Here is a 12821-nt window from a genome sequence, read left to right on the forward strand (position 1 = left end):
ATTATTCTAATTATTTATCTAGGACCTCAAATCGCGGTGAGTTCTTCGATTTAAACTCAGGTACCACTTTCTTCATCAACTTCACCGTATCCATGATCTTTACCGTACGGGATAGCTTCTCAAACTCTGTATAAGTATCAAGAATATCAGCATATTCATAGTGACGTACCTTAGCTATCATTATCTTCTTATTCTCGGTAGGAATCGTATTCTCCTTATCACTCAAGACTTCTTCATAAAGCTTCTCACCGGGACGCAAGCCCGTAAACTTGATCTCAATATCTTCACCGGGACGATAACCGGCAAGTTCAATCATACGGGTAGCCAGGTCGACAATCTTCACGGCCTTGCCCATCTCAAAAACAAAAATCTCATTGCCTTCACCCATCGTAGCAGCCTCCATCACCAGGCGACAAGCTTCGGGAATAGTCATAAAGAAACGGATGATATCAGGATGAGTCACTGTGACGGGACCACCATTCTCGATCTGCTCTTTAAAACGGGGAATGACAGAGCCGTTACTACCCAATACATTGCCAAAGCGGGTAGTGATAAATTTGGTATGGCCTTTCACTTTGCCCTCACGGATAGCACATCCCAGACTCTGTACATAGATTTCGGCTAATCGTTTCGAGCATCCCATGACATTAGTCGGATTCACAGCCTTATCGGTAGAAACCATAATCATCTTCTCAGCTCCGTATTCAACTGCCATATCAGCAACCTGACGGGAACCGACAACATTGACCAATACAGCTTCACAAGGATTTTCCTCCATTAACGGAACATGCTTATAAGCAGCGGCGTGAAAGATTATCTGAGGCTGATAGATATCGAACACCATACGAAGACGTTCTTTTACACGGACATCTCCAATGACAGGAACAAAATCAAGACCGGGATAATTCTTCTCAAATTCAAGACGGACATTATGCAAAGGAGACTCAGCGGAATCAAACATAATCAGTTTCTTAATGTTCATCTGAGCCAGTTGCCGGCAAAGCTCGCTACCAATACTACCGGCAGCTCCCGTTACCAACACAACCTTGCCACAGAACTCGGTCATCACTTCCTCCATATTAATATGAATTTCTGAGCGACCCAGCAAATCCTCAATTTTGATAGGACGTACCCATTGATGGAAACTTCCGTTCTCATCGGCCTCACTAATACTTGGAGATATTAGTGTCTTCAATCCGCTTCTTTTGCAATACTGGAGCAGGCGGTCTTCCTCTTCACGGGTATTTTCATAGCGGGCAAACAGGATGCCTCCGATACATTTCTTATGAATCAGTTTGTTGAAGCACTCTTCATCCTTAAAAGAATAAACGGGAAGGTCAGCCACACGCCGGATAGAATCTCCTGTTCCATAAATGCAAAAACCTACAACTTTATAGTGGGAGCTATTCATTAGACGGACTTTCAATGCCACACTCTTATCATCAATACCATAGATCAGAATATGCATATTCTTCTTATTCAGCAGATTCAGCAAGAACTCATAAACCAGAATCAACTGGATACGGAACCCTACCATAACAATAAAAGTAAGCATGCCATCGAACAGTACAAAGACTATTTTCTGACTGTTGTGCAAGCCCGTTTGAGACAGAAGGAACCAGATGGCAATTGCTAAGCAGACGGCCTTTATCAGTGCACTCCCCGCCAGTCGCCACAATTCCTTCAACTGGGAAAAACGGATCGTATTGCGATAGGTATGAAATAAAACGGAACCTAAAATACTGGATACAACTGAAATTGCCAGAATATAAAATAACGCGGTAATTTCCTTGGGAGTTTCCGTAATATAATGAATGCCGATAAATGACACCCAGGTACAAACCAAAGCTATGAATGTATCAATTCCCAATACAATCCAATAACTAAAGTAATTTTTCTGCAAGTATTGAACAAAACGGTCAAATGCGTGTTTCATAATTAAATACCCCAATAAATTATAAAGTCTTTATAAAACGTAATTCATAGACATACTATGATAGTAGTTCATTGTAAATGGTGTGTAATCGATTTTTCAATGGTGAGGAGAATAGATTTTGTATAATCTTTTGAGAACGAATAAGAATGATTTGTTTTTTTATCTCATCTTCAGGATTAGCATACATAGATACACTATATCCCATCAAAAGAGATAAACATAAAGCAGCTTCCTGCTCAGTTGTTTCACCATGATAAAGATACAGATCATTGATCTGTTCATGAATTTCCTTATTGAGTAGTGCTAGATCGTCGACACATATACAGCTCGCATTCTCACCCATATGGAGCAAAGTATCAACTGTTTTTTGAAGTTTATCTATTTTCCCCTGTATACTAGTGAAGGTCCCCATCACCCACTTAATTTCTCTCGTCAATTTGCTCTACATATCCGACAGGCATATCGACACAAGCGCATCCTAGCATATCCAAACGAACTGCTATTTTGTTTTTGCCATCTAATGCAACAAGCTCCCCTACAAGTCCCGTCAAAGGTCCTTTGATAACACGAACCTTTTTACCACGGGCCAACGGAGAATAACTCATACAGATTGCCTCTTCCGAATAATCGAGCATAAAACGGAAACGAGCCATCTGTTCATCAGGAATCACAGCAGGCTTCCCCTCACCACGCAACACCATATAACGGCTTACGGTAGAAAGAGTCAGAGCAGCCATGCGTTCTTTAGGATCAGCATGAACAAATACCATCATCGGAAGAAGAACGGTCTCGACTAATTTGCGGCGATCACTCCATTGATGAATTTCTTGCTGGACAGGAACAAAAGTCTCAATTCCCATTTTCCCCAAATACTCAGCTACTTTTTTTTCGTGATGTATGCGAACATGTGCCACATACCAGCGTTTTAAGCATGCTACGCCCTCCCCTGTCCCATTTTTGGTTCCGAGGATGGCTGATTTCTCTTTTGTTAGAATCATGTTTTTTTACCCCATATGTTTCCGTTACTTCTTAGGTAACGGAAAAGTATACTTCAATACAGTTCGGGAGAAAAAAGTCGGAAAACATCGGCAAATGGAGGTGTGAGAATATCTCAGCTTTAGAGAAAACTGAGATTCTTAGGAAAATTGGGCATATAAGTTCCTAAGCATGAAAATAAGCCTTTTTCATGTTTAGATACATTTTTTTCTAATTTCAGGATTAAAACGAAAAAAAGTAGGCTTTTATTTGTTTAATACATGTGTTTTTGTCTATCTTTGCGTCAAATTTAAATCCGTTACCTAAGAAGTAACGCACAACTATAACCTATGATTATCAACACTTTGACCATTTACAAGCGTCCCAAAGGACAAGTCTTCACGTAATGTAAATTCATCCGATTCACCTCCGTACGCTCTTTCAATTCAAAACCCTTCAGATAAATTTGCGTCGTCTTAATAGACTTATGCCCTAAAGATTCGCTGATCATTTCAATTGGAACTCCACGATATTTTGCAGTAGTTGCCCAAGAATGGCGGATCGTGTAAGAAGTTACCGGTGAAGCCAACCGCAAAGCTCTTGCCAAACTCTTCAAATGATTATTAAACCGACGTAGTGCAGATTGATACTCACGATAAGCACGCTCATCCTTACGTTTCTTATTGCCGGAGAGAATACCGAAAAGGTAGTCAGGACAACCCGGACGCGACGGCTGGGAATTACGGAGCTGATTCATAACCTCCTTGGCGGTATCCAAAATTTCCACACTCATCGGAGTTCTGGTTTTGATGCGATTATATCGCAGTACATTACAGTCCAAGGCTGACTTCTCCAAATGGGCCAGATCGGCAAAAGACATTCCACAGAATTGAAACATCAGAGCAGCAATAGACTGTGTACGCCGCAAAGACTCCGACTTGGGATCTTCGTAAAGAAGCCGGCGGAGTTCACTCATCGGAAGAGCTTTCTTCTGGCGGATATCCACTCCCGTATATACATCACGAAACAAACCATGAATATAGGGCGCACTACCCGACTCTACTCCACGATTATAGATGCTGCGAAGCATACGCATATAAGTAGACACCGTATTCGGCTTCAAGCCAGAATCATAAAGATGCTCTCCGTAACGACGCAGCCGGTCACGAGTGACTTGTCTGAAAGATACGCTGGTATTACCACAAAACTTATTGAAAGAGAAAAGAGCATTTTGATAGACATGTGCCGTAGAAAAACGACCTTCTTTTCGTAAAAGGCCAATGTATAGTTCCCCACATCGGCTAAATCCATTTTTATTCATTTGCATCACTAGTTATTTTATATACAATTATAGGGCGAAAATTTGAAATTACCATCTCAACGCCTTTATTTCTTAATTTTATTTAATTTAAGCGTTATGACAACAACTAAAAAAAAGCCTGAAAAATGCGGTGGGCACGCAACAAAAGAAAAACATTGAAACTGATTATCAGGATGATGACGAAATCATCGACATCAATGAAGTGAGAAGAAGAAAAGGAATTACAGGTGAGAAAAAATTCTTTTTTATAGCCTGCCTTCGCTCTTTTTACGAAGATGAGGAGTTTCGTTTCTCTGTAAAATCTTTAACAGGTCTGGCCAGTTACATTGCCGGCTGGAGAATATTTTACGTAAATACGCATCACGGGTATAGACTAATGAAATACAGCAGTATACTCAGTGAAATACATGGTTTAAGCAAAAAGACAAGAGAAATCGCAAATCGCGAAAAAGAAGAGAAAAAACATTATAAGTCTAAGTATTACAGCAAAAAACAGTAAGAATAATTGGAGCGAAAAAAAACAACTCATAATTTTGCCCCCGTTTTTAAAACGAAGAAAAGAACGAACTATCCGATAGAAATTATAGTATCACTATAATGACAAGATAGTGTCACTATAGATACAGGATGGTGTAAGCATCATCATACGATAGTGTAAGCATCTCACAGATAGTCCGCCTTTTCTTCAAACATAATAACACTTAATAGTAATCAAAATTAGAATGAAATGACTAAAGAAAAACGGCTAGCAGCCACAAAAGAAACGAAAGAACAAAAAGATCGATTGACAGAAGTATGGAAAAGACGTATCGTATCAGAGAAAGGTTATTCGGAAACAATTGCAGAACGAATAGCCGAAAAAGTGAAGTCGCTGGCAAATTATATGCAATATGGACATGCTATCATTGCGTATTACAGACAGAACGGCAACTTTCAACTGGTTACAGGAACTCTCATTTCTTACAACCGAGACTTTCACCACTCTTATGACATGACACAGGTACACAGTACTTTCATTTTCTGGTGCATGGAAGAGAAAGGATGGAGAACCTTTCAGATTGAGAATTTTCTGGATTGGAAACCTATTGTATAAACTTAAAACAAACCATTAGACGACATGAGTACAACGTATCTTAGCGTAGACTATTTCCCGCTTACCGTAAACTTTTTCGACAGAGATGCAATTGAACTGGCTGAAGCCAAATATGGTATCAGAGTGGACGGAGCCGTATGCAAACTTCTATGCAAAATATTCAAAGAAGGATATTATATTCCATGGGGCGAGGAACAATCTTTGATCTTTGCCCGTAAACTGGGAGGAGAACTCAGTGGAAAAGAGATGGACGGAATTATTCAGATTTTGCTTGACAAAGGATTCTTTGACAAAGAAAGCTATGAAAAGTTTCAGATATTGACTTCTGTCAAAATCCAGCGCATCTGGATAGATGCCACCTGCCGCAGAAAAAGAAAATTAGAGGATTTGCCTTACTTGCTGATCAATGACACCAGAAAACAGGAAAAGGAAAGTAATGCAGAAAATGCAGACAATGCGTCGGCACAAAGTGAATTGAAACCGGAAAATGAAAACATTTCACCCGAAATTGCAGACATTTCCGGACAAAGTAAAGGAGAGCAGAGTAAAGCAGGGGAAGAAGAAGACAATACGGCTCCGCCTTCGATTGAAATCCCCGGTTATGCTTATAACAAAAGCACGCACAACGTGAAAGGACTTTTGGACAGCCTGGCACAGCATGGAGTGACAAACAAGAAGGAAGTTACAGCTATTCTCAAACTGTCGGATTACGGAAAGAAGGGAACACAGATATGGATCACATTGTCTACCACCAAATGGGGGAAGATTGATAATCCGGGAAGGTATATCATTTCGACGTTGAGGACATAGGGATAAAAATCAGGCACGGATTACGCAGATTAACACGGTTTTCAGTTACTTAATTCTTAAAACCGTGAAATCCGCGTAATCCGTGCCTGAATAGAATATTACCAATTATAGTTGATACCGAAACTCAGTAATTCCTTCAACTGAAAGAAACTGCCATTTTCAACGGTTGGTTTTGAGCTGTCGTCGAAACGGGCATGTATGTAAAGTTTAGTAGAAAGATAACGGTTCAAAACAAAGTTGAACGTGTTCTCCCACTCTACACGTACCCATTCGTAGTTGGTCAGATAGTTCAGACGGGAGTCCAGTGAAATAGCCGAAATGATTTTCCAGTTGAACGTTGACTGCAACTGAGAACCAAAGTCATTTTTAGAGCATTTGCCTTTCTCCAGACCGAATTTGGTTTCGTTTACTTCCGCGTTATCAATGTATCGCAAGTTATAGGTCAGTGGACCGATAAAAACTGAAAGATTGAATTTCTTCTTATTCAGTTTGTAGTCCATACCGATACTGACTGCCAAATCTGCCGGAGACAGGAATGCGGAAACAAGTTCTTCGCTGTTGGCTTTGTAGCCGTGACAGAACTGGGTCTTAAACTCAGAAGAAATAGTATAATACCAGTTTTTCAACGCCCGCAATCCTAACTTATTGTAAAGACGGAACTGGTCGGTATTGATCAGATAATCATGAAATTTATCCGACGGAGTAGACGTCATGCCCAATTTGGCCTCCAACTGATTTTCGAAAAGGACTTTCTCATTATCATTGTAATTGGCATAAAGCTGCAAGGTAGCCAGACCGGCGAAGTTGCTTTCACCTCCTTTGTACCAGTTGTCCGAAAGGTGGTTCTGGCTGATCTGCAAAGAACCGTTACCTCCGGTAACCCACCAGTTGGGGCGATTGATCTTCATACTTGCCTTCCCCACATTGTTGCTCATTTCTTCCGGCTGGAAAAGATGGATGACAGTTGCCTTCGGAGAAATCTTCGGTTTCACGTCACGGCGGAAGACGTCACGGCTCATGATCCGGTTTTCAGTAGTGACAACCAGTTCCGGATGATTGAGATAAAGATCCATCAATGCTTTATTGACCGACTCATTGGCACGTGCAGACCTTGTGTATGCCAAAGTATCATATGGAAGAAGTTCCGCTGTCAACCTGGACAGTTGATCAGGCAGAGAATCAAATCGCACCGGTTTCCAGTCCACTTTCGAATACTGCGCCATCGGAGCATAATAATAGGCCAGCGGAGTAAACAGACGAAAATAATTGGGATCGGACGGAATGTAACGCGGCGGTACAGACGGGTCATTCAGATAGTCCAACTGGCCGATATACTTATTATATAAGATAGATACGGTATCCAGTTTAGGAATTTCGCCGGACATATTCAATTTAAGCATTAAATACTTCTGAAGTTCTGACGAAAGTGTGTCTGCCTTCACAATCTTCGCTTCAGCCACTACTGTAGAAGGTTGGGTGGTGGTCTGTGCTGAAAGCGATAAAGATAAAGTTGAAGTAAAAACTACGAATGATAATAACTCTCTTCTCATAATATTCCTAATTTGGTGCAAATCTACATTATTTTGTTTAGAAAACATAGTATTCCTTCAAAATTGCATTTTTTAATAAAATTGTAGAGGGGAAAGTCTGCATTCTTCCTCTTTTTTTTATAATTTTGCGCTTTTTAAGTTCGTAAGAAACTACTAAAGTAAAAATAATTAAAACAGTTATAGCTGTGGGAGAAACAAAGTATATTTTCGTCACCGGTGGTGTTGCCTCTTCTTTAGGAAAAGGGATCATCTCATCGTCCATCGGTAAATTGCTGCAAGCAAGAGGTTATAATGTAACCATCCAAAAGTTTGACCCGTACATCAACATCGACCCGGGAACTTTGAACCCGTATGAGCATGGAGAATGCTATGTTACCGTAGACGGACATGAAGCCGATCTCGACTTGGGACATTACGAACGTTTCCTGGGTATACAGACAACGAAGGCCAATAACATCACTACGGGACGTATCTACAAAAGTGTTATTGACAAAGAACGCCGCGGAGATTATCTGGGTAAGACTATTCAGGTGATTCCTCATATCACGGACGAAATCAAACGGAACGTGAAATTGCTCGGTAACAAATACAAATTCGATTTTGTAATTACCGAAATCGGTGGTACGGTAGGTGATATCGAATCACTCCCCTATCTCGAAAGTATCCGCCAGTTGAAATGGGAATTGGGCAAGAACACTTTATGTGTACACTTGACCTATGTTCCCTATCTTGCCGCTGCCGGAGAGCTGAAAACGAAACCGACACAGCACTCTGTCAAGGAACTCCAGAGCGTAGGTATCCAGCCGGACGTATTGGTGCTCCGTGCCGAACACCCGCTGAGCGATGGACTTCGCAAGAAAGTGGCTCAATTCTGCAATGTGGACGATAAGGCTGTCGTACAGTCTATCGACGCAGAAACAATCTATGAAGTACCTCTTCTGATGCAGGCACAGGGACTGGACAGCACGATTCTCGAAAAGATGGGGCTGCCGGTAGGAGAAACTCCGGGACTCGGTCCGTGGCGTAAATTCCTGGAACGCCGTCATGCTGCTGAAACGAAAGAACCTATTAATATCGCACTGGTAGGAAAATATGACTTGCAGGATGCTTACAAGTCTATTCGCGAAGCATTGTCACAGGCAGGTACTTACAACGACCGCAAAGTGGAAGTTCACTTTGTAAACAGTGAAAAGCTGACAGATGAAAACGTAGCCGAAGCACTGAAAGGCATGGCAGGCGTAATGATTGGCCCGGGATTCGGTCAACGTGGTATCGACGGCAAATTTGTTGCCATCAAATACACACGTACACATGATATTCCGACCTTCGGTATCTGTCTGGGTATGCAATGTATCGCTATCGAATTTGCCCGCAACGTGCTGGGATATGCCGATGCCGACTCGCGTGAAATGGATGAAAAGACTCCGCACAACGTGATCGACATCATGGAAGAACAGAAAGCGATTACGAATATGGGTGGTACAATGCGTCTGGGCGCTTACGAATGTGTACTTCAGAAAGGCTCGAAAGCATTTCAGGCTTATGGCGAAGAACATATCCAGGAACGTCACCGCCACCGCTATGAGTTCAACAATGACTATAAGGCCCGATACGAAGCTGCCGGCATGAAATGCGTGGGTATCAACCCCGAATCGGATCTGGTAGAAATCGTGGAAATTCCGGCATTGAAATGGTTTATCGGTACACAGTTCCATCCGGAATACAGCAGTACGGTATTGAACCCGCACCCGTTGTTTGTGGCTTTCGTGAAGGCAGCCATCGAGAACGAGAAGAATTGATAATTGACAGTTGACAATTGACTATTTATTATTCAAAAATTTATAATTCATAATTAATAGGAATGGATAAAAACACCATTACAGGTCTCGTTTTAATAGGTATATTATTGGTAGGATTCAGTTTTCTGAGCCGTCCGAGCGAGGAACAGATAGCTGCACAGAAGAAATACTACGATTCTATTGCCGTGGTGCAACAGCAGCAGGAAGCGCTGAAAGCAAAAACAGAAGCCGCACTCGCCAACGAAAACAAAAGCGCAGCGGTTGCAGCAGATTCCTCTGCCCTGTTCTTCAACGCGATGCATGGAACCGACTCTAAAGTCAGCATCCAGAACGACGTAGCGGAAATAACTTTCACTACGAAAGGCGGACGGGTTTATTCGGCAATGCTGAAAGAATACAAAGGACAGGACAAGACAACTCCTGTCGTACTGTTCGACGGCGATGACGCTACCATGAGTTTCAACTTCTACAACAAGCAAGGAGCCATCCAGACGAAGGATTATTACTTCGAGGCTGTCAACAAGACAGACAGCAGCGTCACCATGCGCCTGGCTGCGGACAATGCCAGCTACATAGATTTTATCTATACGCTGAAACCCAACAGCTACCTGATGAACTTTGAAATCAAAGCTACAGGTATGGAAGGCAAACTGGCCAGTACGGAGTATGTAGACATTGACTGGACACAGCGCGCACGCCAGCTCGAAAAGGGATTCACTTACGAAAACCGCCTTTCAGAGCTGACTTATAAAGTAAAAGGTGACAATGTAGATAACCTGTCGGCAGCCAAGGATGACGAAAAGGAGCTGGGTAATACAGCGATCGACTGGGTTGCATTCAAAAACCAGTTCTTCTCTTCTGTATTCATCGCAGATCAGGATTTCAACAAGGTTTCCGTGAAGTCAAGAATGGAACAGCAAGGAAGCGGATACATCAAAGATTACTCTGCCGAAATGAGTACTTTCTTTGATCCGAGCGGCAAACAACCGACGGAAATGTATTTCTACTTTGGCCCGAACCACTATAAGACACTGAAGGCACTGGACAAAGGACGTGCAGAGAAATGGGAACTGAACAGACTGGTCTATCTGGGCTGGCCGCTGATTCGCTGGATCAACCAGTTTATCACGATCAACGTATTCGACTGGCTGTCAGGCTGGGGCTTGAGCATGGGTATCGTACTGTTGATTCTGACGATTATGGTGAAGGTGCTGGTTTACCCTGCTACCTGGAAAACATACATGTCTTCTGCCAAGATGCGTGTACTGAAACCGAAAATCGACGAGATCAACAAGAAATATCCGAAGCAGGAAGATGCGATGAAGAAACAACAGGAGGTGATGAGCCTTTACAGCCAGTACGGTGTAAGCCCGATGGGCGGCTGTCTGCCGATGTTGTTGCAGTTTCCGATTTTGATGGCATTGTTCATGTTTGTACCGAGCGCTATCGAATTGCGTCAGCAGAGTTTCTTGTGGGCGGATGACTTGTCTACTTACGACGCGTTCATCACGTTCCCGTTCCATATTCCGTTCCTGGGCAACCATCTCAGCTTGTTCTGCCTGCTGATGACGGTAACCAACATCCTGAACACCAAATATACGATGACAATGCAGGATACAGGAGCGCAACCGCAAATGGCGGCGATGAAATGGATGATGTATCTGATGCCGATCATGTTCTTGTTCGTACTGAACGATTATCCGTCGGGATTGAACTATTACTATTTCGTGTCAACACTGATTAGTGTAGGAACCATGATTTTGTTGCGTAAGACTACGGACGAAACAAAATTGCTGGCTATTCTGGAAGCTAAGAAGAAAGACCCGAAACAAATGAAAAAGACCGGATTTGCTGCACGACTGGAAGCTATGCAAAAGCAACAGGAATTATTACAGCAGCAAAAACAGAATAAACGATAAGAAATTATCGGAAAATATATTCTGAGAAAGCCGGGCAACCGAATGGGGTTTGTCCGGCTTTCTTTCTCTAAAAAACAAACTTAATATGAAGACAAAATATACTTATAAACAAATCTGGACGATCGCCTACCCTATTCTGATCAGTCTGATCATGGAGCAAATGATCGGTATGACGGATACCGCATTCCTCGGACGCGTCGGGGAAATAGAATTAGGGGCATCTGCCATCGCAGGTGTATATTATCTGGCTATCTTCATGATGGCCTTCGGATTCAGTATCGGAGCACAAATCCTGATTGCCCGTCGTAACGGGGAAGGGAACTACAAGGAAATCGGGCCGATTTTCTATCAGGGCGTCTATTTTCTTCTGGCTATTGCCGCAGTCTTATTTACACTTTCGATTGTCTTTTCACCGCTTATCCTGAAAAATATCATTTCGTCCCACCACATTTATGATGCAGCCGAAAGCTATATCCACTGGCGGGTTTACGGGTTCTTCTTCTCCTTTGTCGGAGTGATGTTCCGTGCTTTCTTTGTCGGCACGACACAGACTAAGACACTGACGCTGAACTCCGTCGTAATGGTATTGTCGAATGTGGTATTCAACTACATCCTGATTTTCGGTAAATTCGGTTTCCCGCAGTTGGGTATCGCCGGTGCAGCTATCGGTTCTTCACTGGCCGAATTAGTTTCCGCCATCTTCTTTATCATTTATACATGGAAACGGATCGACTGCAAGAAGTATGCGCTGAATATTCTGCCTAAATTCCAGAGCCGGACTCTCAAGCGGATTCTCAACGTTTCCGTATGGACAATGATTCAGAATTTCGTATCTCTGTCCACTTGGTTTATGTTCTTCCTGTTTGTAGAGCATTTGGGAGAGCGTTCGCTGGCTATCGCCAACATCATCCGGAATGTATCGGGAATTCCATTCATGGTGGCCATGGCTTTTGCCGCTACGTGCGGTTCACTGGTCAGCAACCTGATTGGTGCGGGAGAGAAAGACTGTGTACGGGGAACGATCAACCAGCATATCCGCATCGGATATGTGTTCGTACTGCCTATATTGGTGTTCTTCTGCTTGTTCCCGGACCTGATTTTGCGCATTTACACGGACATACCCGATTTAAGGGCAGCCTCCATACCTTCGCTATGGGTGCTTTGTTCAGCCTATCTGTTATTGGTGCCGGCCAACGTTTATTTCCAGTCAGTATCGGGAACAGGAAATACCCGCACGGCACTGGCCATGGAACTCTGTGTACTGGCAATTTATGTAGCTTACGCCACATACTTTATTCTTTACTTGAAAATGGATATCGCATTCGCCTGGACAACGGAACATGTATATGGTATTTTTATCCTTCTCTTCTGCTACTGGTATATGAAGAAAGGAAACTGGCAGAAAAAGAAGATTTAAA

11 protein-coding genes are annotated in these 12821 nt (G+C 42.6%); 6 read left to right on the top strand and 5 right to left on the bottom strand.

Annotated features, from left to right (window positions below):
* Window positions 1-10: 10 nt before the first annotated feature.
* The 4 genes from K6V30_RS18815 to K6V30_RS18830 form a co-directional block, all read right to left on the bottom strand.
* The gene (locus K6V30_RS18815) at window positions 11-1936 is read right to left on the bottom strand and encodes a polysaccharide biosynthesis protein (protein ID WP_224207185.1); all 1926 of its coding nucleotides are present in this window, start codon (window positions 1934-1936) and stop codon (window positions 11-13) included.
* Window positions 1937-1991: 55 nt separating this feature from the next.
* Window positions 1992-2348 carry a UpxZ family transcription anti-terminator antagonist gene (locus K6V30_RS18820; protein WP_055271668.1) on the bottom strand — a complete coding sequence of 119 codons (357 nt, stop codon included), beginning with the start codon at window positions 2346-2348 and terminating at the stop codon, window positions 1992-1994.
* Between the two features lie 7 nt (window positions 2349-2355).
* Window positions 2356-2934: a UpxY family transcription antiterminator gene (locus K6V30_RS18825; RefSeq protein WP_010537666.1), complete on the bottom strand. Its 579-nt coding sequence runs from the start codon at window positions 2932-2934 to the stop codon at window positions 2356-2358.
* Between the two features lie 350 nt (window positions 2935-3284).
* Window positions 3285-4232, bottom strand: a complete 948-nt coding sequence (locus K6V30_RS18830) for a tyrosine-type DNA invertase cluster 3b (protein ID WP_055271683.1) — start codon at window positions 4230-4232, stop codon at window positions 3285-3287.
* A 130-nt stretch (window positions 4233-4362) separates the two neighbouring features.
* Between K6V30_RS18830 and K6V30_RS18835 the strand changes: the two genes are divergently transcribed.
* From K6V30_RS18835 to K6V30_RS18845, 3 genes are all read left to right on the top strand, one after another.
* Window positions 4363-4731: a DUF4119 family protein gene (locus K6V30_RS18835; protein WP_224207186.1), complete on the top strand. Its 369-nt coding sequence runs from the start codon at window positions 4363-4365 to the stop codon at window positions 4729-4731.
* A gap of 228 nt (window positions 4732-4959) precedes the next feature.
* The gene (locus K6V30_RS18840; RefSeq protein WP_022301865.1) at window positions 4960-5325 is read left to right on the top strand and encodes an SH3 beta-barrel fold-containing protein; all 366 of its coding nucleotides are present in this window, start codon (window positions 4960-4962) and stop codon (window positions 5323-5325) included.
* A gap of 24 nt (window positions 5326-5349) precedes the next feature.
* On the top strand, window positions 5350-6135 hold the full coding sequence (locus tag K6V30_RS18845) for a DUF4373 domain-containing protein (protein WP_055271672.1): 786 nt from the start codon (window positions 5350-5352) through the stop codon (window positions 6133-6135).
* Between the two features lie 98 nt (window positions 6136-6233).
* Here K6V30_RS18845 and K6V30_RS18850 read toward each other — a convergent pair whose 3' ends face one another.
* The gene (locus K6V30_RS18850; protein ID WP_050544932.1) at window positions 6234-7685 is read right to left on the bottom strand and encodes a DUF3078 domain-containing protein; all 1452 of its coding nucleotides are present in this window, start codon (window positions 7683-7685) and stop codon (window positions 6234-6236) included.
* 185 nt (window positions 7686-7870) lie between these two features.
* Between K6V30_RS18850 and K6V30_RS18855 the strand changes: the two genes are divergently transcribed.
* The 3 genes from K6V30_RS18855 to bexA all read left to right on the top strand — a co-directional run bounded on the left by K6V30_RS18855 (window position 7871) and on the right by bexA (window position 12820).
* Window positions 7871-9484, top strand: coding sequence for a CTP synthase (locus tag K6V30_RS18855; RefSeq protein ID WP_055271675.1), 1614 nt, complete (start codon window positions 7871-7873; stop codon window positions 9482-9484).
* Between the two features lie 62 nt (window positions 9485-9546).
* Window positions 9547-11403 (top strand): membrane protein insertase YidC, encoded by a 1857-nt coding sequence (yidC, locus tag K6V30_RS18860; protein ID WP_022301868.1) that lies wholly within the window; start codon window positions 9547-9549, stop codon window positions 11401-11403.
* 85 nt (window positions 11404-11488) lie between these two features.
* A complete protein-coding gene (bexA, locus tag K6V30_RS18865; RefSeq protein ID WP_022301869.1) occupies window positions 11489-12820 on the top strand; it encodes a multidrug efflux MATE transporter BexA in 1332 nt (443 codons plus the stop codon).
* The last annotated feature ends 1 nt before the right edge of the window (window position 12821 follow it).

This window comes from Bacteroides faecis, from assembly GCF_020091505.1.
In the GTDB taxonomy this organism is placed as follows: Bacteria; Bacteroidota; Bacteroidia; order Bacteroidales; family Bacteroidaceae; genus Bacteroides; species Bacteroides faecis.

Bases quoted from the DNA above. Each gene is read 5' to 3' on its own strand.
- K6V30_RS18850 (WP_050544932.1), bottom strand. From the start codon at position 7,685: ATGAGAAGAGAGTTATTATCATTCGTAGTTTTTACTTCAACTTTATCT.
- K6V30_RS18845 (WP_055271672.1), top strand. From the start codon at position 5,350: ATGAGTACAACGTATCTTAGCGTAGACTATTTCCCGCTTACCGTAAAC.
- K6V30_RS18820 (WP_055271668.1), bottom strand. From the start codon at position 2,348: ATGGGGACCTTCACTAGTATACAGGGGAAAATAGATAAACTTCAAAAA.
- K6V30_RS18815 (WP_224207185.1), bottom strand. From the start codon at position 1,936: ATGAAACACGCATTTGACCGTTTTGTTCAATACTTGCAGAAAAATTAC.
- K6V30_RS18840 (WP_022301865.1), top strand. From the start codon at position 4,960: ATGACTAAAGAAAAACGGCTAGCAGCCACAAAAGAAACGAAAGAACAA.
- K6V30_RS18830 (WP_055271683.1), bottom strand. From the start codon at position 4,232: ATGAATAAAAATGGATTTAGCCGATGTGGGGAACTATACATTGGCCTT.
- bexA (WP_022301869.1), top strand. From the start codon at position 11,489: ATGAAGACAAAATATACTTATAAACAAATCTGGACGATCGCCTACCCT.
- K6V30_RS18825 (WP_010537666.1), bottom strand. From the start codon at position 2,934: ATGATTCTAACAAAAGAGAAATCAGCCATCCTCGGAACCAAAAATGGG.
- yidC (WP_022301868.1), top strand. From the start codon at position 9,547: ATGGATAAAAACACCATTACAGGTCTCGTTTTAATAGGTATATTATTG.